Origin of the sequence: Leifsonia sp. LS1 (genome assembly GCF_020521355.1) — a bacterium.
Lineage (GTDB): Bacteria > Actinomycetota > Actinomycetes > Actinomycetales > Microbacteriaceae > Leifsonia.
Map to the genome: position 1 here is coordinate 97,555 of NZ_BPER01000002.1, position 24,073 is coordinate 121,627.

Here is a 24,073-nt window from a genome sequence, read left to right on the forward strand (position 1 = left end):
GCATCCGGCTGCGCGAATCATCCTCGGGATGTACGCGCGCATCCGCCCCGACGCGTCAGAAGCCCAGCCGGCCGAGCTGCTTCGGGTCGCGCTGCCAGTCCTTGGCCACCTTCACCCGGATCGACAGGAACACGTGGCGGCCGAGCAGCTGCTCGATCGGCTCGCGCGCCGCGGCGCCCACATCGCGCAGGCGGCTGCCTCCCTTGCCGATCACGATCGCCTTCTGGCTGTCACGCTCCACGAACAGGTTGGCGTACACCTCGACCAGGTCCTTGTCGTCACGTTCCACGATGTCATCGATCGTGACGGCGAGCGAGTGCGGGAGCTCGTCCTGCACGCCCTCGAGCACCGCCTCGCGGATGTACTCCGCGATCCGGTCCTCCAGCCCCTCGTCGGTGATCGCGTCCTCCGGGTAGAGCGGGCCGGGCGACGCCGGCAGGAGCTTCATGAGCTCGCTCGTGAGGGTGTCGAGCTGGATGGCGCTCGTCGCGGAGATCGGCACGATGGCCTCCCACTCGCGCAGCTCCGAGAGGGCCAGCAACTGCGCGGCGACCTGCGGACGGCTCGCCTTGTCGATCTTCGTGACGATCGCGACCTTCTTCGCCGACGGGTAGTCGTCGAGCTGGTCGTTGATGAAGCGGTCGCCCGGGCCGATCTTCTCGTCGGCCGGGACGCAGAACCCGATGACGTCCACGTCACCGAGCGTCGACTGCACGAGCGTGTTCAGACGTTCGCCGAGCAACGTGCGCGGCCGGTGGATCCCCGGGGTATCGACCAGGACGAGCTGTCCGCCCTTCTGGTGGACGATTCCGCGGATCGCGCGCCGCGTCGTCTGGGGCTTGGAGCTGGTGATCGCCACCTTCTCGCCGACGAGGGCGTTGGTGAGCGTGGACTTCCCGACGTTCGGGCGTCCGACGAACGAGACGAATCCGGCGTGGTACTCGGTCACGGGCGTGCTTCCTTCTCGTGTCTGTCGCGCTTCTGGTGCTTGTCCTCTGCGCGGGGTCTGTCCTCCGCGCGGTGGAAGGTGATCGACGGCTCCTGCTCCGGCAGCAGCGCGGTGTCGCGCTCCACGAGCACGGTGCTGACATGCTTGCGGCGGCCCTCGATCCGATCGACGGTGAAGCGGAGGCCGTGCACCCCGATCGTGGACCCCACCTCCGGGAGCCTGCCGAGCGCCTTCGCGACGAGACCCCCGACGCTGTCCACGTCGTCCTCCTCGATCTCGAGGTCGAACAGCTCACCCAGGTCGTCGATGGGAAGCCGGGTCGCCACGCGGTACACGCCGTCGCCGAGATCTTGCACGAGCGCGACCTCATGGTCGTACTCGTCCGAGATGTCGCCCACCAGCTCCTCGATGAGATCCTCGAGCGTCACCAGCCCGGCGATCCCGCCGTACTCGTCGACGACCATCGCCAGGTGGTTCGACTCCCGCTGCATCTCGCGCAACAGCGCGTCCGCCTTCTGCGACTCCGGCACGAAGAGGGCGGGACGCGCGATCTCGCCCATCGTCAGCTCGTCGGCGCCCAGCGGGCTCTCGAAGCTCAGCTTCGCGACGTCCCGCAGGTACAGGACGCCGACCACTTCGTCGGGGTCGCCGTCGATGACGGGCATGCGGGAGACGCCTTTGCTGAAGAAGAGTCCCATCGCGGTGCCGAGGCCGGCAGAGGTGTCCACGGCGATCATGTCGGTGCGCGGGATCATCACCTCACGCACGACGGTGTCGCTGAACTCGAAGATGGAGTGGATGAGCTCGCGGTCGTCCTCCTCGAGGACGTCGAACTCGGTCGCCTCGTCGACGATGCTGAGGAGCTGCTCCTCGCTCGTGACCGGGGCCGAACGCGCGCGGGACGGCGTCACGCGGTTGCCGAGCGCGACCAACCCTCCCGGGATCGGACCGAGCACGACGCGGACGAACCGCACCAGACCGGCGGTCGCCCGCAACAGCACCGTCGAGTTCGCGCGGCCGACGCTGCGCGGGCTCGCCCCGACGAGGACGAACGAGACCCCGGTCATGATGAGGGCGGAGAGGATGAGCGAGATCCACCACTCCTCGAAGATCTGCTCGAACGCGAGGGTCACCAGCACCGCGGCCGTCGTCTCCGCGATGATGCGGCTGAAGTTGACGGCGTTGAGGTACGGCCCCGGGTCCTCCGCGATCGCCCGCAGGGACTTCCTGGACCGCGACGTCTCCGCCAGGTCGGCGAGGTCGCCGCGCGACTGCACGCCCAGGGCGGAGTCGACCGCCGCCATCAGGCCACCGAAGGCGACGAGCAGGAACGCGACGATGAAGAACAGCGCCGGCAGCATCGTCGCCTCCTAGCGCTGTCGGTCGTAGCGGGCGAAGCCCACCAGGATGTCGCGCTGGATGCCGAACATCTCGCGCTCCTCCGCCGGCTCGGCGTGATCGAACCCGAGCAGGTGGAGGATGCCGTGCGTGGTGAGCAGCAGCAGCTCGTCCATCAGGGTGTGCCCTGCGGTCTCCGCCTGCACCTGCGCCACCTGCGGGCACAGGACGACGTCGCCGAGCAGGCCGGCGGGCGAGGGCTCCTCCTCGGTGCCGGGGCGCAGCTCGTCCATCGGGAAGCTCAGCACGTCGGTCGGGCCGGGCTCGTCCATCCACTGCACGTGCAGCTGCTCCATCGCGGCCTCGTCCACCAGAACGATCGCGAGCTCGGCGTCGGGGTGGACGTGCATGATGTCGAAGGCGTACGCGGCCAGGCGCTGGAGCGCCGCCTCGTCCATCTCGATCGTGGACTCGTTGTTGATCTCGATGCTCATGGCGGCCCTATCGTCGCTTCGGGAGATGGTCGCGGGCGGCGCCGCGGCGCTCGGCGCGGCCTGCGAACTCCGCCGCCTTCTCACGCTCGTACAGGCGGGCCTGCTGCTTCGCGTCGTACTCGGTGTATGCGTCGACGATGCGGCCCACGAGGGTGTGGCGCACGACGTCCTCGCTGGTCAGCCGGGCGAAGTGGATGTCGTCGACGTCCTTGAGCACGCGCGTCACGAGCCGGAGGCCGCTCGCCGCATTCGGGAGGTCGATCTGCGTGATGTCGCCCGTCACGACCATCCGCGAGCCGAAACCGAGACGGGTGAGGAACATCTTCATCTGCTCGGGCGTGGTGTTCTGCGCCTCGTCCAGGATGATGAACGAGTCGTTCAGTGTGCGGCCGCGCATGTAGGCCAGCGGCGCGACCTCGATCGTCCCCGCCGCGAGAAGCTTGGGCACGAGCTCCGGGTCCATCATCTCGTTGAGAGCGTCGTAGAGCGGACGCAGGTACGGGTCGATCTTGTCGGTCAGCGTGCCGGGCAGGTAGCCCAGCCGTTCGCCCGCCTCGACCGCCGGTCGCGTCAGGATGATGCGGTTCACCTCCTTGCGCTGGAGGGCCTGCACCGCCTTCGCCATCGCGAGGTAGGTCTTGCCGGTGCCCGCCGGGCCGATGCCGAACACGATGGTGCTGTTGTCGATGGCGTCGACGTACTGCTTCTGTCCGAGCGTCTTCGGGCGGATGGTCTTGCCGCGCGCGCTCAGAATGGCCTGGCCCAGCACGTCCGTCAGCGTCGCGCTCGTGTCCGCGTTCAGGATCTTGGCCGACGTCGTGACCTCCGCGGGGCTGATGTCCTGCCCGCTCCGCACCAGCTCCAGCAGCTCCTCCAGGAGGTGCCGCGCAGCGTCCACCTGGCCCGCGTCGCCACTCAGGCCGATCTCGTTGCCACGCACGTGCACGCTCACCAGGGGGTACTGCCGCTCCAGCGTGGTCAGCAGACGGTCCTGCGGTCCGAGGAGCCGGACCATCTGGACGCCGTCGACGTGCAGACGCGCCTCGGCGGCCCCGTTCGATGCGGCGCCCGCCTCGGGCATCGGTTCGCTAGTCGGCAAGACTTCCTTCCTCGAGCGACCCGCCGGGGCCGGCGCTCAGTACGTGGGCGTGGACGTGGAACACGGTCTGGCCTGCACCCGCCCCGGTGTTGAAGACCAATCGGAAATCGCCGCCGGACTCCGCGGCGAGCCGCTGGGCCACCGCGACCATCTCCGCCAGGAGGGCCGGATCGCCGGCCGCCAGCTCGGTCACGTCGCGGTACTGCTCGGTCTTGGGGACGACGAGCAGGTGCACCGGCGCCTTCGGCGCGATGTCACGGAACGCAATGATGCGCTCGCCGTCGTAGACGATGTCGGCCGGGATCTCCCCCGCGATGATGCGCGAGAAGATCGAGGGCTGTGCGCTTTCCATGCCGTCCATCCTATTCGTCCCCTCGGACACATCCGCCGCTGTCCGCTACCAGCGTCCGAGAGCGGCGTTCAGCACCGCGAGGGCGGCGGGCCCGGCGGTGGAGGTCCGCAGCACCGTGGTGCCGAGTCGGACGATGCGCGCGCCGGACGCTCGCAGCGCCTCCAGCTCGGCGGGGGCGATCCCGCCCTCAGGACCGACCACGAGCACCAGCTCGCGCGATCCGGGAGCCAGGTCGGTGAGCGCCGACTCCCCGGTCGGCTCCAGCACGAGCACGTCGGCGTCGGAGGCGAGTGCCGCGACCTGCGACGTGCTCGCGAGCGCGCCCACCTCGGGCACCCAGGCCCGGATCGACTGCTTCGAGGCCTCACGTACGATCGCCGACCAGCGCTCGCGGCCCTTCGCGACCTTCGCACCCTCCCAGCGCGACACCGAGCGCGCCGCCGCCCACGGTACGACGCGGTCGACGCCCAGCTCGGTCGCCGCCTGGATCGCAAGCTCGTCGCGGTCGCCCTTCGCCAGCGCCTGGACGAGGGTGATGCGCGGGGCCGAAGGCTCGATACGCTCCACGGCGTCCACCTCGATGGTCAGCTCGGTGTTCGAGGCGACGACGACCTCCCCCGATGCGAGCAGGCCGCGGCCGTTGCCGATCAGCACGGTCTGGCCCGTGCGCGTCCGGTTCACCGTCGCGGCGTGCTTCGCCTCCGGGCCGGTGAGCGTGAGCCGAGCGCCCGGCACCGCCGTCTCGAGGTCTTCGCGGAGGTACAGCGAGCTCATCGGATCAGAGGTTCAGGAACCGGTCGCGGAGCTTCGCGAAGAGCCCCTGCTGGAAGCGGGCGAGCGACGGCTCCACGGACTGGTGCGTGGCCGCGAACTTCTTGATGAGCTCCTTCTCCTTGTGGTCGAGCTTGGTCGGCGTGACCACCTGGATGCCCACCCGCAGATCGCCGCGGCCGCTGCCACGCAGGTGGGTGATGCCGCGATCCTTCACGGTGATGATGTCAGCGCTCTGGGTGCCGGCCTTGAGGTCGAGGCGGATGTCGCCGTCGAGGGCCTTCATCGTCGCCGTGGTGCCGAGGATCGCATCGACCATGGACACCTCCAGCGTGCACAGGAGGTCGTCGCCGTCGCGGCTGAAGACGTCGTGGTGCTTCACCTTGATCTCGAGGTACAGGTCCCCGTTGGGGCCGCCGGCGGGACCGGCCTCGCCGCTGCCCGGCATCTGCAGGCGCAACCCGGTGTCGACGCCGGCGGGGATGTCCACCGGGACGGTGCGGCGGGCGCGCACGCGGCCCTGGCCCTGGCACGTCACGCACGGCGTCGCGATCACGGTGCCGTAGCCGCGGCAGGTGCCGCACGGCGTCGAGGTCATGACATTGCCGAGCAGCGAGCGCACGGAGCGCTGGAGGCTGCCGGTGCCGTGGCAGATGTCGCAGGTCACCGGCGCGGTGCCCGGCTGGCAGCACGAGCCGTTGCAGGTCTCGCAGACCACCGCGGTGTCGACCTCGAGGTCGCGGTGCGTGCCGAAGACGACCTCGTCGAGGTCGACCTCCACGCGCAGCAGAGCGTCCTGCCCGCGCTCGCGCCGGGACCGCGGGCCGCGCTGGGCACCGCCTCCGCCGCCGAAGAACGTCTCGAAGATGTCGCCGAATCCTGCGAAATCGCCCTGGCCGCCACCGCCGAAGCCGGACGAGCCGCCGAGGTCGTACTGCTGGCGCTGCTGCGGATCGCTCAGCACGTCGTACGCGTGCGTGACGAGCTTGAAGCGCTCCTGCGCCTCCGAGCTGGGGTTCACGTCCGGGTGCAGCTCGCGCGCGAGCCGGCGGTACGCCTTCTTGATCTCGTCGGGGGTGGCGTTGCGCTCAACGCCGAGGACTTCGTAGTGGTCGGCCACGTAAGGTGCGTTCCTTCTCGTTTGTCGTGTGTTCTAGTCGCCGAGGAGGCGGGAGAGGTAGCGGGCGACCGCGCGGACGGCGGCCATGTTGCCCGAGTAGTCCATGCGGAGCGGCCCGACCAGGCCGATCCTGGCCACGTCGGAGCCGGAGGCGCTGTAGCCGCTCGACAGGATGGAGGCCTCACTGAGGCCGCGGACGGCGTTCTCGCGCCCGATGCTGACGGCGACGCCGTGCTGGTCGAGCGCCATCTCGTCGAACAGCCGCAGCAACACCACCTGCTCCTCGATCGCCTCCAGCACCGGGGTGATGGTGCCCGGGAAGTCGGTCTCGGTGCGGACGAGGTTGGCGGCCCCGGCCATCACGAGACGCTCCTGACGATTCGCCGCGATCTGGTCGAGCAGGGCGCTCGCGACCGGCGCGACGAGTTCGCGCGTCCGCTCCGCGAGGGCGCCCGGCAGCTCGCGCAGCCGCGCGGCCGCATCGGGAAGCGAGAGCCCGGCGGCGGCGCCGTTGATGGCGCCCCGGATCTCGGCGATCTCGGCGTCGTCGAGCTCGCTGCCGAGCTCGATGACGCGCTGCTCCACCGCCCCGGAGTCGGTGATGAGCACGCTCAGGAGGCGGTGCGGAGCGAGCGACACGAGCTCGATGTGCCGGATGCGGGAGCGCGACACGGAGGGGTACTGCACCAGCGCGACCTGGTTGGTCAGCTGGGACAGCAGGCGCACCGTGCGGGCGAGCACGTCGTCCAGGTCGATCGACTCGCCCAGGAAGGTCTCGATCGCCGTACGCTGGGCCTGCGTCAACGGGCGCATCTCGGAGAGGTGGTCGACGAAGAGCCGGTAGCCCTTGTCGGTGGGCACGCGACCCGACGAGGTGTGCGGGGCCGCGATCAGCTCCTCCTCTTCGAGCAGGGCCATGTCGTTGCGGATGGTCGCCGCCGAGACGCCGAACGAGTGCCGTTCGACGATGCTCTTCGATCCGACGGGCTCGCGGGAGGCCACATAGTCCTGGACGATCACCCGCAGGACCTCGAGACTGCGCTCGGAGACCATGACACCCTCCCGTCTGCTCTTAGCACTCAGCGTTCTTGAGTGCTAATCATATCCCGCGAAAGACTCGGTCGGATCATTGTCCACGCGGACGCGCGGCTGTACGTTAGCCGCACCGGGTCGGCGTCGTCCGCATCCGATCACGAAAGGGCAACACCATGTCCGATCCCACGCAGCCGCAGAACCCCGAGGGCGGCGTCCCTCCCCAGCAGCCGTCGGTGCCGCCGCAGCAGCCGGCCGGCCCTCCGCCCGGAGCGCCCCAGCAGCCGTATGGCGCGCAGCAGCCCTACGGCGCGCAGCCGGCGGGAGCCCCGCAGCAGCCGTACGCCGCGCCCGGTGCGCCTCTCGACGCCGCACAGGACAAGCAGTGGGCGTCGTTCGCCCACCTCGGCGGCATCCTCTGGTTCCTCCCGTCGCTCATCATCTGGCTCGTCTTCAAAGACCGCGGACAGAAGACCGACGTCGAGGCCAAGGAGGCGCTCAACTGGCAGATCACCTGGATCATCGTCTGGGTGGCGTCGCAGATCGTCGGCATCATCCTCGCCTTCACCGGCGTGGGCTGGCTGCTGTTCGGCCTCCTCATCCCCTGGGCGCTCTACATCCTGAACCTCGTGTTCTCGATCCTCGGCTTCGTCAAGGTGAACAGCGGGGGCTCCTACCGCTACCCGGTGAACTTCCGCTTCATCAAGTAGCGAATCGCTCTCGGCGTCTTCTCAGACTCGGGCCTCCGGCCCTAGGCTGTGGTGGTATTCGTCCGTCGATCAGCCCGGGACCCCCGGGCTCCTTGCAAGGAGACACCATGTCCGCAACGCCCCCACCGCCGCCCCAGCAGCCGTACGGAGGCGCTTCTCAGCAGCTGAGCCCCTCCGACGAGAAGCTCTGGGCCACCCTGGTCCACGTCGGCGGAATCCTCTTCAACTGGATCCCCGCGCTCATCGGCTACCTCGTCCTGAAGGACCGCGGCCCGTTCGTCCGCTCGCACACCGCGACCGCGCTGAACTTCCAGCTCACCGTCCTCATCGCGTATGTCGTGAGCGGCATCCTCACCGTCGTCGGCATCGGCCTCATCCTGTGGGCGGCCGTCTGGGTCGTGAACATCGTCTTCAGCATCATCGCCGCCCTCAAGGCGAACCAGGGTCAGTACTACACCTACCCGATCGCCATCAAGTTCGTGAGCTGAGGCTCCCGATCACTCCTCGGCGAGCAGTCGTCTGACGACGGCGTCCGCCAGCAGCCGTCCTCGCAGGGTCAGCGTCACCGACCCGGCGAGGGCGGCTTTTCCGTCGACGAGTCCGTCGGCGATCAGCCCGGCGATCTCCCGGCGCCCCTCGGCGGAGAGCTCCGCCGTGCGGAGCCCTTCCCGGATGCGCGTCAGCAGCAGAACCCGCTCCACCCGGCGCGTCTCGTCGTCGAGCGTCTCGCGTCCGGCCGCGGGCGACTCTCCCGCGAGCACCCGCTGCGCGTATGCGGCGGGATGCTTCACGTTCCACCAGCGGACGCCGCCGACATGGCTGTGCGCGCCGGGCCCGATGCCCCACCAGTCGTGGCCGAGCCAGTACGAGAGATTGTGACGCGACCGGTGGTCGTCGTCGCGCGCCCAGTTGCTCACCTCGTACCAGCCGTAGCCGCCGGCGGCGAGCCGCGCGTCCGCCAGCTCGTACATGTCGGCCTGGAGGTCCTCGTCCGGCTGGGGCACCTGTCCGCTCGTGATCTGGCGGGCCAGCTTGGTGCCCGGCTCGACGATCAGGGAGTACGCCGAGAGGTGGTCGGGTGCGCACGCGAGCGCCGTCTCGAGACTCCGCTCCCAGTCGGAGAGCGATTCCCCCGGCGTGCCGTAGATGAGGTCGAGGCTCACCTGCAGGCCGGCCTCCCGCGCCCACTGCACCACGAGCGGGATCCGCTCGGGGTCATGGGTCCGCTCGAGGGTCGCGAGCACGTGCGGGACCGCGGACTGCATCCCGAACGAGACGCGGGTGAAGCCGGCGTCGGCCAGCCGGCGCAGATCGGACCCGTCGACGGAGTCGGGGTTCGCCTCGGTCGTGACCTCCGCCCCCGGTGCGAGCCCCCAGGCGTCGCGCACGGCGCCGAGCATCGCGCCGAGGTCGTCCGGCGGGAGCAGGGTGGGCGTCCCTCCCCCGAGGAAGACGGTCGAGACCGGGCGGGCGGGCAGGCCGCTCGCCTCGAGCGCACGGGCCGCGAAGGCGATCTCGGCGACCGCGTGGCCGGCGTAGTCCGACTGGCGCACCCCGCGCAGCTCCGTGGCGGTGTAGGTGTTGAAGTCGCAGTAGCCGCAGCGCACGCGGCAGAACGGCACGTGCAGGTAGACGCCGAAGTCCCGCTCGCCGACGCCGCGCCGGGCGGACGCGGGCAGCAGGCCGTCGGCCGGGGCCGGATCGCCCAGCGGCAGTGCACTCGGCATCAGGCGGACCGCGCGGGGAGCAGCGCGCGCAGGTACTTCGTCGTGATACGGCCCTGCATGAACCGGAGCACGGGCGACACGAGACGGTAGAAGCCGTTGGACGGACGCGACAGCGACTTCACGATGAACCACACCGTGCCGTCCTCGCGCTGCTCGACCAGGAAGGCCTCCTCGCCGCTCTCGGGATGCCCGCGCAGTGTGCCGTAGGCGAACCCCTTCACGAACGGCTCGTCGACCACGTAGACGACCCGGATCGGCGCCGAGACCGTGAACGGCCCGAAGGGCACCTTCAGCACGGCCGTCATGCCGTTGCGGATGTACGGCGATCCGTCGTCGGCGAAGACGTCCTCTTCGGCGCGGTGCTCGCGCATCCCCTTCGGGGTGCCGTCCTCCGCGTATTCGATGCCCTCGTACTGGACGCCGGTCCCTTCGCTCACCTCGGTGATCTGGATGCCGCTCCCACGCTGCACGCCCCACGTCATCAGCGCGGACACGGCGGCGTCGAACCGCTCGTCGCCCGAGCCGAGGCGCACCTTCTTCTGCAGCGGACGGTAGCCCTTCGGCGGGTAGTAGAGCAGGTCGGGGGCCTGCGTTCCACCGACGGCGCCATACGTGACGGGTTGGTCGGTGAAGGTGGAACGACGCATGGAGACTATCCTCCGCCAATCCGCGCGCGAGCGCGAACCGGGACGGGAATCGTCACGAAGGCTGGCGGGCCGCGACGACCGGGACGACACTGGGCGCACGACGGCGGCCTCGCGCCATCGGCGACCATCGAGGAGGATCGGCATGAGCAGCATCGTGGCGCAGGAGTTCATCACCCTGGACGGCGTCATCCAGGCGCCGGGAGGGTCGACGGAGGACGACGAGCGCGGATTCCCGTACGGCGGATGGCAGCAGGACTACGACCGCGACCACGGCGCGGACTCCGACGACGACGTCATCCTGGAGTGGGAGAAGCGCACCGAGGCGCTGCTCCTCGGCCGGATCACCTACTCCATCTGGGCGCAGGCCTGGGGCGTCTGGCCGGAGGACGCACCTGGGCTGCAGGGCGAGTTCACGCGCCGCTACAACCGCATCCCCAAGTACGTCGCCTCGCGCACGCTCACCGAGCTGGACTGGAACAACTCCCACCTGCTCGGCGACGACGTGCCCGCCGCGGTTGCCGCCCTCCGCGGGCAGCCCGGTGGCGAGATCCGCGTGTGGGGCAGCGCCGACCTCATCCAGACCCTCGGCGCCCACGACCTCGTGGACGAGTACCGGCTGATGGTCTACCCGATCGTCCTCGGCACCGGCAAGAAGCTGTTCCCGGAGGGGTTCCCGCGCACGACGCTGTCGCTCGTGGAGACGCGGACGCTGGGGTCCGGGGTGCAGATCAACGTCTTCCGGCGGCCGGGCGCGGAGTGACGCCTACTTCTTCGCGTCCTTCTTCTCCGTGTCGCCGCTCAGCGCGGCGATGAACGCCTCCTGGGGGACCTCGACGCGGCCGACCATCTTCATGCGCTTCTTGCCCTCCTTCTGCTTCTCGAGGAGCTTGCGCTTGCGGGTGATGTCGCCGCCGTAGCACTTGGCGAGGACGTCCTTGCGCATGGCGCGGATGTTCTCGCGGGCGATGATGCGGGCGCCGATGGCGGCCTGGATGGGGACCTCGAACTGCTGCCGCGGGATGAGCTCGCGCAGGCGGCCGGCCATCATCGTTCCGTACGCGTAGGCCTTGTCGCGGTGGACGATCGCGCTGAACGCGTCGACGGTCTCGCCCTGGAGGAGGATGTCGACCTTCACCAGGTCGGCCTCCTGCTCGCCCGCGGGCTCGTAGTCGAGCGAGGCGTAGCCGGCGGTGCGGCTCTTGAGGTTGTCGAAGAAGTCGAAGACGATCTCGCCGAGCGGCATGGTGTAGCGGATCTCGACGCGGTCCTCGCCGAGGTACTCCATGCCGAGCAGGGTCCCGCGGCGACTCTGGCAGAGCTCCATGATCACGCCGACGTAGTCCTTGGGCGCGAGGATCGCCGCCTTGACGACGGGCTCCTCCACCTTCTCGATCTTGCCGCCGGGGAACTCGCTGGGGTTCGTGACGGTGATCGTCTTCTTGTCCTCGGTCGTGACCTCGTAGACCACGCTGGGCGCGGTCGTGATGAGGTCGAGGCCGAACTCGCGGGACAGGCGCTCGGTGATGATCTCCAGGTGCAGGAGGCCGAGGAAGCCGCAACGGAAGCCGAAGCCGAGCGCGACCGAGGTCTCGGGCTCGTAGACGAGGGCGGCGTCGGACAGCTTCAGCTTGTCCAGCGCCTCGCGCAACTCGGGGTAGTCGCTGCCGTCGATCGGGTACAGGCCGGAGAACACCATCGGCTTGGGCTCGGTGTAGCCCGGGAGGGCCACGGTCGCCGGCTTGGCCGCCGAGGTGACGGTGTCACCGACCTTGGACTGGCGGACGTCCTTCACGCCGGTGATCAGGTAGCCGACCTCACCGACCCCCAGGCCCTTCGACGGGGTGGGCTCCGGCGACGAGACGCCGATCTCGAGGATCTCGTGGGTCGCCTTGGTCGACATCATCTGCACGCGCTCGCGCGGCGAGAGCTTGCCGTCCACCATCCGGACGTAGGTGACCACGCCGCGATAGCTGTCGTACACCGAGTCGAAGATCATCGCGCGGGCGGGCGCGTCCGCGACGCCGACCGGCGCCGGGATCTCCTGCACGACCCGGTCCAGCAGCGCGTCGACACCCATCCCCGTCTTGCCGGAGACGCGCAGGACGTCCTCCGGACGACCGCCGATGAGGCCGGCGAGCTCGGCCGCATACTTGTCGGGGTCGGCGGCCGGGAGGTCGATCTTGTTCAGGACCGGGATGATCGTCAGGTCGTTCTCGAGCGCCAGATACAGGTTCGCCAGGGTCTGGGCCTCGATGCCCTGCGCTGCGTCGACGAGGAGGATGGCGCCCTCGCAGGCTGCCAGGGACCGCGACACCTCGTAGGTGAAGTCGACGTGCCCGGGGGTGTCGATCATGTTCAGCGCGAAGGTGTCGCCGTCGAGCTGCCACGGCATCCGCACCGCCTGGCTCTTGATCGTGATGCCGCGCTCGCGCTCGATGTCCATGCGGTCGAGATACTGCGCCCGCATGTCGCGCTCGGCGACGACGCCGGTGATCTGCAGCATGCGGTCGGCCAGGGTGGACTTGCCGTGATCGATGTGCGCGATGATGCAGAAGTTGCGCAGGAACGCGGGATCGGTGGCGGCGGGCTCGAGGGCCGTCAAAGCTCGTGGTGACATCGTGCCGCCATTCTCCCATGAACCGGGAGCCGGGCCGCGCCGCCCGACGGTCAGGCGAAGCGCTCGGAGCGCTCCACCACGTGCCCGGTGCCGTCCTCCCAGCGGTAGACCTCTGCGCCCTCGATGAAGACGTGCTCCGCGCGCGAGTTCACGTCGAGCGGGTCGCCCGACCAGATGACGACGTCGCCATCGCGTCCCTCCACCAGGGCGCCGATGCGGTCGTCCAGCCCCAGGAACGCGGCAGGGTTCGCCGTGAGCGCCTCGAGCGCGGTCTGCCGCGGCAGGCCGTCCTTGACGGCGAGGGCCGCCTGATAGACGAGGAAGTTGATGGGGACGACGGGGTGGTCGGTCGTGATGGCGACACGCACGCCCGCCGCCGCGAGCGCGGCGAGGTTCGCGATCGCGCGGTCGCGCAACTCCACTTTCGAGCGGGAGGTGAACATCGGGCCGAAGATCACCGGGATGTCGCGCTCGGCGAGCACGTCGGCGATCTTGTGCGCCTCCGTGCCGTGGTTGACGACCAGCTTGTAGCCGAACTCGTCGGCCAACCGCAGCGCGGTCGCGATGTCGTCGTGCCGGTGGGTGTGCTGGTCCCAGTACAGTTCGCCGTCGAGCACACGGGCGAGCGTCTCCTTGGACAGGTCGCGGGCGAAGGGCTTGCCGTCGCGCTCGGCCTCCTCGCGCTGGGCGCGGTAGTTCTGCGCCTCCACGAACGCCTCGCGGATGACCATCGCCACCCCGAGGCGGGTGCTCGGGGTGACGTTCTTGGCGCCGTAGACGCGCTTCGGGTTCTCGCCGAGGGCGGACTTGACGCTCACCGCCGCCTTGATGACCTGCTCGTCGATCGTGCGCCCGCCCCACGCCTTGATGGCGACGGTCTGGCCGCCGATCGGATTGCCGGAGCCGGGCTTGACGACGATGGAGGTCACCCCGCCCGAGAGCGCGTCGCGGAAACCCTCGTCGTCGATGTTGACGGCGTCGATCGCTCGCACCGCCGCGGTGTTCGGGGTGGTCATCTCATTGGTGTCGTCGCCCGCCGGGCCGTTCGCCTCCTCGTGGATGCCCACGTGACCGTGCGACTCGACGAAGCCGGGCAGGACCCACTTGCCGGTGGCGTCGATCGTCTCGACGCCCTCCGGGATCTCCACCTCCGGCGCCGCGCCGACCGCCGCGATCACGCCATCGCGGATGAGGACGGTGCCGCCCTCGATGGGCTCCCCGATCACGGGGACGACGCGGGCGTTGACGATGGCGATGCTCGAACTGGTCATGGGATCGAGCCTACGCTCGCCCGGCGACCCGGGAATGCGCGGGCGCCACGTGCGTTGGCCCTCTGCATGAGCATCCTCCTGACCGGCGCGACCGGCTACATCGGCACCTCCGTTCTCCCCCGCCTGATCGAGGAGGGCCACAGCGTGACCGCCCTCGTGCGGGACGCCGCGAAGGCGGAGATCGTGGAGGCCGCCGGCGCCACCGCGCTCGTCGGCGACGCGACCGACGGAGACCTGGTCGCCCGCGCGGCGCTCGAGAGCGACGGCGTCATCCACCTCGCCTCGGGCCAGGACGTCGACCCGGCGTTCATCGCCGCCGTCCTCCGCGGCCTCGAGGGCAGCGGCAAGCCCTTCGTGCACACCGGCGGCATCTGGACGTACGGCTCCAACGACGACATCACGGAGGAGTCCCCGGCCGCGCCGCCCGCGCTCACCGCCTGGCGCGGCGCGAACGAGGCCGTCGTGCTCGGCGCCGCGGGTGTGCGCGGGATGGTCGTCGTCCCCTCGATCGTGTACGGACACGGGGCGGGTCTCGCCCGCGTCGTCGTCGACGCACCGCGCGGCGACGGTGCTGCGCCCGCCCTGCACCTCATCGGGGACGGCGCCCAGCACTGGGCGACCGTGCACGTCGACGACCTCGCCCAGCTCTACGTCCTCGCCCTCGAGAACGGCGACGCGGGCCAGGTCTATCTGGGGGCCGGAGGGGCGAACCCCACCGTGCGCGAGCTGGGCGAGGCGGCGGCGTCCGCTGCGGGCCTCGCGGGAGGCGTCGTGGCCGAGACCGCCGACGAGACGTCCGAGCGCCTGGGTGCCGGGCTCACGGAGGCGCTGCTGCTCGACCAGCGGTCGCGCGGCTCGAAGGCGCGCATCGACCTGGGCTGGGAGCCGAACGGCGCGAGTCTGCTCGACGAGATCGTCTCCGGGTCGTACGCCCCCGCGACGATCGCCACGGACTGAGCGGTACGACGCGCGCGCGTCATTTGGCGCCTGGGTGGCCCGCTGGTAAAGTTGTTTGTTGGCTTGCGTGTGGGTGTAACCGCACGAACGCCGCGAGGCGCCCTCTCTCGCTGAGCGGCACATCCGATACTCACTCCGAACGAAAGTAACCATCCGTGGCAAACATCAAGTCGCAGATCAAGCGCAACCGCACCAACAAGAAGGCGCAGGAGCGCAACAAGGCCGTCAAGAGCGAGCTCAAGACCGCCATCCGCGCGACCCGTGAGGCCGTCGTCGCCGGCGACAAGGAGAAGGCCACCGCGGCGCTGCGTGTCGCCTCGAAGAAGATCGACAAGGCTGCCAGCAAGGGCGTCATCCACCAGAACCAGGCAGCGAACCGCAAGTCGGCCATCGCCAAGCAGGTCGCCGCTCTCTGAGCCGCTGATCCACGGCGGGCACCCGCCCGCCCGCGAAGAGCCCCCGCTCCCGAGGACCCCCGGTCCGACGGCGGGGGCTTTCTGCATGCCCGCCCGCTGCCGTGCACGGAGACGCGGCTGACGCGGCTGACGGGTGTCGGCGTGTCAGGCCCGTCCGCGGGAGCTGACGACGCGGATCATGCGCTCCAGAGCGAACACGGGATCGCGGCCTCCGCCCTTCACGTTGGCGTCCGTCTCGGCGAGCACCTCGATGCAGCGCCCGAGTCCGTCTTCGGTCCAGCCGTGCAGGTCGCGCTTGGCGCGGTCGACCTGCCAGGGTGCGAGCCCGAACTGCTGCGCGAGCTGGCCGGAGCCGCCGCGAGCGCCCGAGATCTTGGCCATCGTGCGGATCTTGCTGGCGAACGCCGCCACCATCGGAACGGGGTCGGCGCCGGATGCCAAGGCGTGGCGCATGGTGAGGAGCGCATCACCGTGGCGACCCGCGATGGCGGCGTCGGCCACCTGGAACGCGTTCGTCTCCATCCGGCCGCCGTAGTACTTATCGACCGTCGCCTCGGTGATCTGCTCGGCGGCGTCGGAGATCAGCTGCTGGCAGGCTCCCGCCAGCTCGGCCAGATCATCCGCGAACGCGGATGTGATGGCTCGGAGGGCGCCCGGTGTGATCTTCCGGCCGGCCGCCGTGAACTCCGCCTGGGCGAACTCGTACTTCTCGGCGTCTTTCTTGAGCTCGGCGCAGACGATCTCGATGCCGCCGCCTGCCCCGCCGCGGATGGCGTCGAGCAACTTCTTGCCGCGCACACCGCCTCCGTGCCGAAGCACGACGACCGTGCCCTCGGCCGGCGCGGCCACGTAGTCCAGGGTCTCGGTCAGGAACGCGTCCGTGCACCTCTCGACGGCCTCGACCCGGATCAGCCGCGGCTCGCCGAACAGGGAGGGGCTCGCGAGCGTGAGCAGCTCGCCGGGTGCGTAGTCCGATGCGGAGATATCGCTGATCTCGAGACTCGGGTCGTCGGCCTTGAGCGCATCACGCAGCGACCGGATGGCGCGGTCCGCCAGGAAGCCCTCCGTGCCGGACACCAGCACGACCGGAGCCGGCCGGATCTGGTTCCAGGCGAGCTGCGGGATGGCGCTGGCGGCCGCACGGGCCTTGGTCGCTCCGGAGCGGCTCGCGCCGCCGCGGCCGGTGTTTCGGGTCGCCACGTTCCTCCTCGTTCCCCTCCAGGATACGGGCGACCACCGGCATCGGCGTCCGTCCGGTGCTCCGACCAGACCCGCGGGCCCTCCGACCCTGCCGCCACGAGCACCAGACCCTGCCGATCCGTGCGGGCGACGACGCCGCCCGCCGCCTCGACCAGGCCGAGCGCGCGGGCCGTGGGGTGTCCGTACCCGTTGCCCGCGCCGACCGAGACCAGGCCGACGCGCGCCGCCACCGCCCGGGTGAGCCGCTCGCTCTGATCGGCCGAACCGTGATGCGCCACCTTGAGCACATCGACGCCGCCGAGGCCGCCGGCGCGCAGCACGTCCGACTGAGACCGCTCCCCCAGGTCTCCGAGGAACAGGCCGGTGAGTCCCGCCCCCGACGTGCGGACGACGACGCTGCCATCGTTCCCGGTCGGCACGTGAGTCCCCGTCGCCGCCGGCCAGAGGACGTCCCACTGCAGCGACCCGAGTACTCCCGACATTCCTCGCCGAGCCTCCGCCACCGGGATGGCGCGTGCCGCCAGCGCGCGGAGCACGGCCTCATCCGCCGCTCCATCCGCGCGCCCGACGAGCGCACCGTCCACGCGCTCGACGACCCCGGGGAGCCCGCCGACGTGATCGGCGTCGTAGTGGGTCAAGACCAACAGAGCGATCCGCTCCACTCCGAGCCGGTCGAGGCACGCCGCGGCCGCCTCCGGAGCGCGGCCCACGTCGATCATCGCGACCCCGCCGTCGCCGCGGACCAGCAGGGCGTCGCCCTGACCGACGTCGCACGCGGCGATCTGCCAGTCCGGCGGAATTGCCAGCGCACGCCCCACGGCGCCTCCGGCGAGGATCCCGGTGTACACGACGACTCCGGCGGCCAGTGCGGCCGCCATCGCCGCGGTCACCGCGCGGGGGAGCCTTCTTCCCCTGCTCAGCGTCCCGACCGCGATCACGGCGGCGCTGCACGCCAGAACGCCGGGCAGCCCCTCGAGCCAGGGCAGAGCCGCGCCGGGGAGCCCGGCGGCCGTGTGCGCGATCTGCGCGATCCATGCCGAGGGGAGCCAGGCCAGCCGCACGAGCACCTCCCCCAGCATCGGAGCCCACAGCAGCACCAGGCAGGCGAGGCAGCCGAGCACGGTCGCGATCGGCGCGGCCGGCTCGGCCAGGAGGTTCGCGACGACGCCGTACAGCGGGAGGGTCGGGCTGAGCAGCACGAGGATGGGCTGGCACGCGAGCTGTGCGGCAGCCGGAATGGCGATGCCCAGGGCGAGCGGGCGCGGCATCCACCGGGTGAGCGCGCCGGCGATCGGTCCTGCGAGAAGGAGAAGCCCGGCGGTCGCCGCCACGGAGAGTGCGAAGCCATAGTCGCGCGCCATCCAGGGGTCGTGCACGAGCAGGACGATGACGGCGAGACCGAGCGCGGGCAGTCCATCGGCAGGCCGTCCACGGGCGAGCGCAACCAGGACGACGATCGCCATCACCGCCGCCCGCAGGATGCTCGCCCCCGGCCCGACCAGGACGACGAAGGCCAGCAGGGCGCCTCCGGCGATCGCCAGCCGCAACCGGCGCCCGGCGCCGAGGCGTGCGGAGACCACGAAGACTAAGCCGGTAACCAGCGCACAGTTCGCCCCGGAGACGGCGGTCAGATGGCTGAGCGAACTCGCCTTCATCGCCTCGTCGAGGTCGCTCGGCACCGCGGACTCGTCGCGGATCGCGAGCCCGGGGAGCAGCGCGCCGCCGTCCCCCGGCATCGTCCGCGCCGAAGTTGCGAAGGCCTCGCGGACCGGCGCCGTCCACGACAGCCAGGCGGGAGCCCGCTCCACCTCCCGTGGCGCCGTCGACGCCGCCACGCGGAAGCTCGTCGCCTCCCCGGGTTCGTTGCGGCGAAGCGTCCCCGAGACCATCGCTGCGGCGCCGATCGTCGGCACACCGGACCCCGCACCCTCCTCGCCGTCCGAGAACACGGTGATCGGCACGCGGATCCCCCTCCCAGCGGCTCGCGAGGGCGACGCGCGCGATGACTCCCCCTGAGCATCCGCTGCGGTCGCCGTTCCCCGCCAGCTCCACCGGGGCCGCCCATCGATTCCCATCGCCACCGGTCGCGCGGGGCCGTCCACCCGCACGGTGAGCGTGACCGCGCGGTGCTCTGCGGCGGCCTCCTCCAGCACGGCGGCCGTCCGCTCCGGAGCGCGAACCGCCGTCACGGCGCTACCGAGCGCGACGCCTGCGGCCATCACGGCGGCGACCAGCACCCGACGCCTCCCGCGCCGCATCCACGCCGCGGCAGCGACGAGCGCCGCGGCGCCGACCCCCGCCCCCACCGCCGTGGGCCCGCTCCCCTCCGGCCAGCCGACGCCCACGGCGCACGCCGTCCACAGTGCGGCGGCAGGGAGGGCCAACCGCAGGTCCGGGGGCGACGCGGCGCGGCCGGTCACACCGTCACCCGGTCCTTCAGTCCGTCGAACACCTTCTCGCCGATCCCGGTCACCTGGAGCAGGTCGGACGGCTGCGAGAACCGCCCGTTGGCGGCGCGCCAGTCGAGGATGCGCTGCGCCAGAGCGGGGCCGATGCGCGGGAGAGTCTCCAGCTCGCTCCGTCCCGCGGTGTTGAGGTTGACCGCCGCCGACGCGCCGGCAGCGCCTCCACCAGGCCCGCTCGCCGCCCCATCGACTTGCGCGGGAGCCTCGCCCTCCCGCGGCACGACGAGCTGCTCTCCGTCCGCGATCGGCCGGGCCAGGTTCACTCCGTCCGGATCGGCATCGGGCGCAAGACCTCCGGCTGCGGCGATGGCGTCGACGACGCGCGCTCCGGCGTCGAGGGTGACGAGCCCGGGCGACAGGACTGCACCCGAGACGTGGACGAAGAGCTCGGCCGCCCCCGGCGCGCCCGCGCTGGGCGACGGGCCCGCCGACGCAGGAGCCGAAGGCACATCCACGCCCTGCTGCTCCTCCCCTCGCTGCGCGAACGCCGACGTCAGGATGGCGACGACGAACGCACCGAGCAGGAGCACCACCACTGCGCCGACTCCGAGCCGCAGTCGACGACGCTCGGACGACGGCGCGTCCGACTCGGTCGGACTCACGGCGGTCTCGGAGCGGTGGCGCATGTCCTCACGCTAGGAAACCGGCGCGGTTGTCGGCGGCGCCACCCGAAAACAGTGCACAACGTAGAACGGCGGTCCTCCTGTGGAGGACCGCCGTCCGGTGCGTGTCGGGCCGGTCGTCCCGACCGCCCCCGTCAGCCCTTCGGCCGGGTGGCGATGTTGACCAGGCGGGGCGCCCGCACGATGACGTTCACGATCTCACGGTCGCCCACCGAGCGGATCACGGCCTCGGAGGCGCGGGCCAGCGCCTCGAGGTCGTCGGCGGAGATCTTCGGCGAGACCTCCACGCGGTCGCGCACCTTGCCGTCGACCTGCACGACAGCGGTGACCGACTCCTCGATCAGCAGCGTCGGATCGGCCTTGCGCCACTGCGCCAGCGCCACCGACGGCTCGTAGCCGAGCAGTTGCCACATGTCCTCCGCCGTGTACGGGGAGAACAGGTTGAGCGCCATCGCGGTGACCTCGGCCGCCTCACGCACGGCAGCGTCGCCCGCACCGGCGCCGGTGTCGATCGCCTTGCGGGTCGCGTTGACGAGCTCCATCAGACGCGCGACGACCACATTGAACTTGAACGCCTCGATCAGGCCGGGCGCGTCGGCGAGGAAGCGGTGAGTGACCCGGCGTAGCGCGGGGTCGCCCGTCTTCCAGACGACGTCCGGCGAGCTCGTCACGTCGTGCGCAACGCGCCACGCGCGCGCGAGGAACTTGGCGCTGCCCGACGGCGACACGTCCGCCCAGTCGATGTCGTCCTCCGGAGGGCCGGCGAAGGCCATCGTCAGGCGCACCGCGTCCACACCGTGCTCGTCCAGCTGCTCGGACAGCTTCACGATGTTGCCGCGGGACTTCGACATCGCCGAGCCCTCCATCAGCACCATGCCCTGGTTGAGCAGAGCCGTGAACGGCTCGGTGAAGCTGATCGAGCCCATGTCGAACAGCACCTTGGTGATGAAGCGCGAGTACAGCAGGTGCAGGATGGCGTGCGTCACGCCCCCGACGTACTGGTCGACCGGTGCCCACTTCTCCGCCTCGCGCGGGTCGAACGCCTGCGTGTCGTCCTTCGGCGACAGGAAGCGGAGGAAGTACCAGGAGCTGTCGACGAACGTGTCCATCGTGTCGGCGTCACGCTTGGCCGGGCCGCCGCACGTCGGGCAGGAGACGTTGACCCAGTCCTCGGCCGCCCCGAGCGGGCTGGTGCCCTTCGGCTTCAGGTCCAGGCCCTCGGCCGGCGGCAGCAGCACGGGCAGCTGGTCCTCCGGGACCGGCACCTCACCGCAGGACGCGCAGTGGATGATCGGGATGGGCGTGCCCCAATACCGCTGACGCGAGATCAGCCAGTCGCGCAGACGGAAGTTCTTCGCGGGCTCGCCCAGCGAAGACGCCTGCAGCGCCTCGGTCACCCTGCGGATCGCGTTGGACTTGCTCAGGCCGTCGAACGGCCCCGAATTGATCAGGCGTCCCTCGCCGGTCAGAGCGACGCCCGTCTCGGACGGGTTCTCCAGCGGAGCACCCTCCGGCATCATCGGCTCGCCCGTCTCCGGGTCGACGGGGATCACCGGGATGACGCCCGTCACCGGCTGGGTCGTGTCCACGACCACGCGCACCGGCAGATCGAAGGCGCGCGCGAAGTCCAGGTCGCGCTGGTCGTGCGCGGGTACGGCCATGATCGCCCCGTGGCCGTAGTCGCTCAGCACGTAGTCGGCCGCCCAGATCGGGATGCGCTCGCCGGTCAGCGGGTTGACCGCGTGACGCTCCAGGAAGACGCCTGTCTTCTCGCGCTCCGTGCTCAGCCGGTCCATCTCCGTCGTGCCGCGGACGGTCTCCAGGTACTCGTCGAAGCGCTGGCGCACCTCCGGGCGGGCGCCCTCGACCAGCTCGGCGGCCAGGTCGGAGTCGGGCGCGACGACCATGAACGTCACACCGTAGAGCGTGTCGGGTCGGGTCGTGTAGACCGTCACGGGCTCCTCGCGGCCTTCGATGGCGAACTGCACGTCGGCGCCGGTCGAGCGGCCGATCCAGTTGCGCTGCATGCTCAGCACCTTGGAGGGCCACGCGCCCTCCAGCTGCTTCAGGTCATCCAGCAGGCGGTCGGCGTAGTCCGTGATCCGGAAGTACCACTGGGTCAGCTTCTTCTTGGTCACCAGATTGTCGCAGCGCTCGCAGCGCCCGTTGACGACCTGTTCGTTGGCCAGCACGGTCTGGTCGAAGGGACACCAGTTGACCTGACTCGCCTTGCGGTAGGCCAGGCCCTTCTCGTACAGCTTCAGGAACAGCCACTGGTTCCAGCGGTAGTAGTCCGGGTCGCACGTCTGCAGCACGCGATCCCAGTCGAAGCTGGGGGCGTAGCGGCGCATGCTGGCCTTCTGCTGCGCGATGTTGTCGTACGTCCAGTCGCGCGGGTCCAGGTTGCGCTTGATCGCCGCGCCCTCGGCGGGCAGGCCGAAGGCGTCCCAGCCGATCGGGTGCAGCACGTTGAAGCCCTGCTGCCGCCAGTAGCGGGCGATGACGTCGCCCAGTGCGTACGCCTCGGCGTGGCCCATGTGCAGGTCGCCGGAGGGGTACGGGAACATGTCGAGGATGTACTTGCGGGGGCGCGTGTCGTCCGGGTCGTCCGTGGCGAACGGCTTCAGCTCGTCCCAGACCGGAAGCCACTTGCTCTGGATGGCGGCGAAGTCGTACTGCGCGCCCTCGACGGGCGTGCTCCCTGAATCGTGCTGGTGTGCCACGGGGCTCCTGTTTTCTCGCTAGCGCTGTGTCGGCGCCGTCCGGTCGCGCCGGACGGCGGAGCGTCGGGCGGAGTGGGCGGCGAAGCAGACGCCGGGCACGAAGCCCGGGTCTCCAGACTACTAAACGTCGGAGGTGTCCAGTCCGTTCCCAGCGGACGCCAAGACGGGCCGGGTCAGGGAGCGGCGGCGGAGAGTCCCGCCGCACGCAGCAGCGCGGACGCCTTCACCCGCACCTCCTCCACCTCCTCGGACGGGACGGACAGCGCCGTGATACCGCCGCCCGCGCCGATCTCCACACCCCCGTCGCGGAATCGGAGGCTGCGGATCACCATCGCGAGATCCGCCGAACCGTCGGCGCCGAACATCCCGAAGCAGCCGGCGTAGACGCCGCGCGGCCCCCGCTCGAGACCGGCGAGGATCGTCATCGCGCTGAGCTTCGGGGCTCCCGTCATCGAACCTGCCGGGAAGCAGGCCGCGACCACGTCGACGGCTGTCATCCCCGACCGCAGTCGTCCCTCGACCGTGCTCACCAGCTGGTGGACCTGCGCGTAGCTCTCGACGGCCAGCAGGCGGCTCACCTCCACCGTCCCCACCTCGCACACGCGCCCGAGGTCGTTGCGCATGAGGTCGACGATCATGACATTCTCCGCGCGCTCCTTCTCGCTCGCCTCCAGTTCGGCGCGCAGGGCGACATCGGCCGCGGGAGTCGTGCCTCGCGGCCGCGTGCCCTTGATCGGCTTCGTGCGCACGCGGCCGTCCGACGTCACCCGCAGGAACTGCTCCGGAGACGAGCTGACCAGCGTCTCGCCCCCGATCCGCAGGAACCCCGCGTGGTGCGCCGGACTCGCCGTGCGGAGCCGCAGGTGCACGGCGAGGGGATCCGCCGCGGTACGGGCGGTCGCGAGGTTCGTGAGGCACAGCTGGTAGGCGTCTCCGGCGCGGATCGCGTCCCGGCAGGCGCGGATCAGGTCCAGGTACTCGTCCTCGGTGTGCCGCCACGCCGCCCTGGCGGGGGGCGCAGGATGATCGGCGAGGTGCGCGTCCGCGGCCCCGGCGCTCGCACTCAGTGCCCGCGCGGCCGCCTCCAGCCACTCGGAGCCCTCCGGCAGGTCGTCGGCGATCAGCTCGACCCGACCCGTCGCGTGGTCGAACACGGCGGCGCGGTCGAGGAGCAGCAGCGCGGAGTCCGCGCCGTCGCCGGCCCGCGTCGGCACGCCGAGTGCGACTGCTCCGCTCTCGTAGCCGATCCAGCCGATCCAGCCGAGCGGCGATCCCGGGGTGCGCGCGGCGCGCGACGACGTGACTTCGCGCCGCAGCGCATCCAGCACGCCGCCGGAGGTGGGCACGCCGTCGACGACGACCCTCCGGCGCGCCGCCGAGGCGGTGAGGACACGGCTGCCGGTGCCGAGGATACTGCGGCCCGACGTCGCGCCCGGCCCGCTATCCAGCCAGACGGCGTCGACGCCGGGGGCGACGGCGGAGTCGGGCCCGAACAGGGCGACGAAGGCGTCGGCAGGATCGACCCAGTCGTCGAGCTGCCGCGCGAGGGGCGGGAGGACCAC

The 24,073-nt window shown here is 70.8% G+C and carries 21 protein-coding genes and 1 pseudogene; 5 read left to right on the top strand and 17 right to left on the bottom strand.

Going from position 1 to position 24,073, the window contains the following annotated elements; genetic code table 11:
- Positions 1-55 precede the first annotated feature (55 nt).
- From era to hrcA, 8 genes are read right to left on the bottom strand one after another with little or no spacing between them, the layout of a single operon-like run.
- Positions 56-949, bottom strand: a complete 894-nt coding sequence (gene era, locus LLS1_RS03785) for a GTPase Era (protein ID WP_226653677.1) — start codon at positions 947-949, stop codon at positions 56-58.
- Positions 946-2,310: a hemolysin family protein gene (locus tag LLS1_RS03790; RefSeq protein WP_226653678.1), complete on the bottom strand. Its 1,365-nt coding sequence runs from the start codon at positions 2,308-2,310 to the stop codon at positions 946-948. Before LLS1_RS03790 ends, era begins: the two co-directional genes overlap by 4 nt.
- A gap of 9 nt (positions 2,311-2,319) precedes the next feature.
- Positions 2,320-2,781 (bottom strand): rRNA maturation RNase YbeY, encoded by a 462-nt coding sequence (gene ybeY / locus LLS1_RS03795; protein WP_226653679.1) that lies wholly within the window; start codon positions 2,779-2,781, stop codon positions 2,320-2,322.
- A gap of 7 nt (positions 2,782-2,788) precedes the next feature.
- Positions 2,789-3,862 (bottom strand): PhoH family protein, encoded by a 1,074-nt coding sequence (locus LLS1_RS03800; RefSeq protein ID WP_223360948.1) that lies wholly within the window; start codon positions 3,860-3,862, stop codon positions 2,789-2,791.
- Positions 3,863-3,869: 7 nt separating this feature from the next.
- On the bottom strand, positions 3,870-4,232 hold the full coding sequence (locus tag LLS1_RS03805) for a histidine triad nucleotide-binding protein (protein ID WP_226653680.1): 363 nt from the start codon (positions 4,230-4,232) through the stop codon (positions 3,870-3,872).
- A gap of 45 nt (positions 4,233-4,277) precedes the next feature.
- On the bottom strand, positions 4,278-5,006 hold the full coding sequence (locus tag LLS1_RS03810) for a 16S rRNA (uracil(1498)-N(3))-methyltransferase (RefSeq protein ID WP_226653681.1): 729 nt from the start codon (positions 5,004-5,006) through the stop codon (positions 4,278-4,280).
- Between the two features lie 4 nt (positions 5,007-5,010).
- The gene (dnaJ, locus tag LLS1_RS03815; RefSeq protein ID WP_223356199.1) at positions 5,011-6,123 is read right to left on the bottom strand and encodes a molecular chaperone DnaJ; all 1,113 of its coding nucleotides are present in this window, start codon (positions 6,121-6,123) and stop codon (positions 5,011-5,013) included.
- Between the two features lie 33 nt (positions 6,124-6,156).
- Positions 6,157-7,176, bottom strand: a complete 1,020-nt coding sequence (gene hrcA, locus LLS1_RS03820) for a heat-inducible transcriptional repressor HrcA (RefSeq protein WP_223356197.1) — start codon at positions 7,174-7,176, stop codon at positions 6,157-6,159.
- 155 nt (positions 7,177-7,331) lie between these two features.
- On the opposite strand from hrcA, the gene LLS1_RS03825 reads away from it, so the two are divergent.
- A complete protein-coding gene (locus LLS1_RS03825; RefSeq protein WP_226653682.1) occupies positions 7,332-7,865 on the top strand; it encodes a DUF4870 domain-containing protein in 534 nt (177 codons plus the stop codon).
- 107 nt (positions 7,866-7,972) lie between these two features.
- Positions 7,973-8,353: a DUF4870 domain-containing protein gene (locus LLS1_RS03830; protein WP_223356192.1), complete on the top strand. Its 381-nt coding sequence runs from the start codon at positions 7,973-7,975 to the stop codon at positions 8,351-8,353.
- Between the two features lie 9 nt (positions 8,354-8,362).
- Here LLS1_RS03830 and hemW read toward each other — a convergent pair whose 3' ends face one another.
- Positions 8,363-9,592, bottom strand: coding sequence for a radical SAM family heme chaperone HemW (gene hemW / locus LLS1_RS03835; RefSeq protein ID WP_226653683.1), 1,230 nt, complete (start codon positions 9,590-9,592; stop codon positions 8,363-8,365).
- Positions 9,592-10,239 (bottom strand): DUF1990 family protein, encoded by a 648-nt coding sequence (locus LLS1_RS03840; protein WP_226653684.1) that lies wholly within the window; start codon positions 10,237-10,239, stop codon positions 9,592-9,594. The genes hemW and LLS1_RS03840 overlap by 1 nt, the downstream gene beginning before the upstream one ends.
- A gap of 142 nt (positions 10,240-10,381) precedes the next feature.
- Between LLS1_RS03840 and LLS1_RS03845 the strand changes: the two genes are divergently transcribed.
- Positions 10,382-10,999 (top strand): dihydrofolate reductase family protein, encoded by a 618-nt coding sequence (locus tag LLS1_RS03845; RefSeq protein ID WP_226653685.1) that lies wholly within the window; start codon positions 10,382-10,384, stop codon positions 10,997-10,999.
- A 3-nt stretch (positions 11,000-11,002) separates the two neighbouring features.
- Here LLS1_RS03845 and lepA read toward each other — a convergent pair whose 3' ends face one another.
- Positions 11,003-12,856, bottom strand: a complete 1,854-nt coding sequence (gene lepA, locus LLS1_RS03850; protein WP_223360877.1) for a translation elongation factor 4 — start codon at positions 12,854-12,856, stop codon at positions 11,003-11,005.
- A gap of 50 nt (positions 12,857-12,906) precedes the next feature.
- Complete coding sequence (locus tag LLS1_RS03855) at positions 12,907-14,127, bottom strand: amidohydrolase (RefSeq protein WP_226653686.1); 1,221 nt, start codon at positions 14,125-14,127, stop codon at positions 12,907-12,909.
- Positions 14,128-14,193: 66 nt separating this feature from the next.
- On the opposite strand from LLS1_RS03855, the gene LLS1_RS03860 reads away from it, so the two are divergent.
- A complete protein-coding gene (locus tag LLS1_RS03860; protein ID WP_226653687.1) occupies positions 14,194-15,084 on the top strand; it encodes an NAD-dependent epimerase/dehydratase family protein in 891 nt (296 codons plus the stop codon).
- A 155-nt stretch (positions 15,085-15,239) separates the two neighbouring features.
- Positions 15,240-15,500 (top strand): 30S ribosomal protein S20, encoded by a 261-nt coding sequence (rpsT, locus tag LLS1_RS03865; protein WP_223360874.1) that lies wholly within the window; start codon positions 15,240-15,242, stop codon positions 15,498-15,500.
- 144 nt (positions 15,501-15,644) lie between these two features.
- On the opposite strand, the gene holA is transcribed toward rpsT, so the two are convergent.
- The 5 genes and pseudogenes from holA to pabB form a co-directional block, all read right to left on the bottom strand.
- Positions 15,645-16,700 carry a DNA polymerase III subunit delta gene (holA, locus tag LLS1_RS03870; RefSeq protein ID WP_226653688.1) on the bottom strand — a complete coding sequence of 352 codons (1,056 nt, stop codon included), beginning with the start codon at positions 16,698-16,700 and terminating at the stop codon, positions 15,645-15,647.
- 248 nt (positions 16,701-16,948) lie between these two features.
- A pseudogene (locus LLS1_RS03875) lies at positions 16,949-18,958 on the bottom strand (ComEC/Rec2 family competence protein); the annotation flags it as partial.
- A 158-nt stretch (positions 18,959-19,116) separates the two neighbouring features.
- Positions 19,117-19,791, bottom strand: coding sequence for a helix-hairpin-helix domain-containing protein (locus LLS1_RS03880; RefSeq protein WP_226653689.1), 675 nt, complete (start codon positions 19,789-19,791; stop codon positions 19,117-19,119).
- Between the two features lie 131 nt (positions 19,792-19,922).
- On the bottom strand, positions 19,923-22,511 hold the full coding sequence (gene leuS, locus LLS1_RS03885; RefSeq protein WP_226653690.1) for a leucine--tRNA ligase: 2,589 nt from the start codon (positions 22,509-22,511) through the stop codon (positions 19,923-19,925).
- 173 nt (positions 22,512-22,684) lie between these two features.
- Complete coding sequence (gene pabB, locus LLS1_RS03890) at positions 22,685-24,073, bottom strand: aminodeoxychorismate synthase component I (RefSeq protein WP_226653691.1); 1,389 nt, start codon at positions 24,071-24,073, stop codon at positions 22,685-22,687.

What these genes read in the sequence shown, in the direction of transcription:
- LLS1_RS03860 (WP_226653687.1), top strand. Translation starts at nt 14,194, where the DNA reads ATGAGCATCCTCCTGACCGGCGCGACCGGCTACATCGGCACCTCCGTT.
- LLS1_RS03840 (WP_226653684.1), bottom strand. Translation starts at nt 10,239, where the DNA reads ATGCGTCGTTCCACCTTCACCGACCAACCCGTCACGTATGGCGCCGTC.
- LLS1_RS03855 (WP_226653686.1), bottom strand. Translation starts at nt 14,127, where the DNA reads ATGACCAGTTCGAGCATCGCCATCGTCAACGCCCGCGTCGTCCCCGTG.
- LLS1_RS03805 (WP_226653680.1), bottom strand. Translation starts at nt 4,232, where the DNA reads ATGGAAAGCGCACAGCCCTCGATCTTCTCGCGCATCATCGCGGGGGAG.
- LLS1_RS03845 (WP_226653685.1), top strand. Translation starts at nt 10,382, where the DNA reads ATGAGCAGCATCGTGGCGCAGGAGTTCATCACCCTGGACGGCGTCATC.
- LLS1_RS03790 (WP_226653678.1), bottom strand. Translation starts at nt 2,310, where the DNA reads ATGCTGCCGGCGCTGTTCTTCATCGTCGCGTTCCTGCTCGTCGCCTTC.
- LLS1_RS03800 (WP_223360948.1), bottom strand. Translation starts at nt 3,862, where the DNA reads ATGCCCGAGGCGGGCGCCGCATCGAACGGGGCCGCCGAGGCGCGTCTG.
- hemW (WP_226653683.1), bottom strand. Translation starts at nt 9,592, where the DNA reads ATGCCGAGTGCACTGCCGCTGGGCGATCCGGCCCCGGCCGACGGCCTG.
- LLS1_RS03825 (WP_226653682.1), top strand. Translation starts at nt 7,332, where the DNA reads ATGTCCGATCCCACGCAGCCGCAGAACCCCGAGGGCGGCGTCCCTCCC.
- LLS1_RS03830 (WP_223356192.1), top strand. Translation starts at nt 7,973, where the DNA reads ATGTCCGCAACGCCCCCACCGCCGCCCCAGCAGCCGTACGGAGGCGCT.
- LLS1_RS03880 (WP_226653689.1), bottom strand. Translation starts at nt 19,791, where the DNA reads ATGCGCCACCGCTCCGAGACCGCCGTGAGTCCGACCGAGTCGGACGCG.
- ybeY (WP_226653679.1), bottom strand. Translation starts at nt 2,781, where the DNA reads ATGAGCATCGAGATCAACAACGAGTCCACGATCGAGATGGACGAGGCG.
- lepA (WP_223360877.1), bottom strand. Translation starts at nt 12,856, where the DNA reads ATGTCACCACGAGCTTTGACGGCCCTCGAGCCCGCCGCCACCGATCCC.
- hrcA (WP_223356197.1), bottom strand. Translation starts at nt 7,176, where the DNA reads ATGGTCTCCGAGCGCAGTCTCGAGGTCCTGCGGGTGATCGTCCAGGAC.
- LLS1_RS03810 (WP_226653681.1), bottom strand. Translation starts at nt 5,006, where the DNA reads ATGAGCTCGCTGTACCTCCGCGAAGACCTCGAGACGGCGGTGCCGGGC.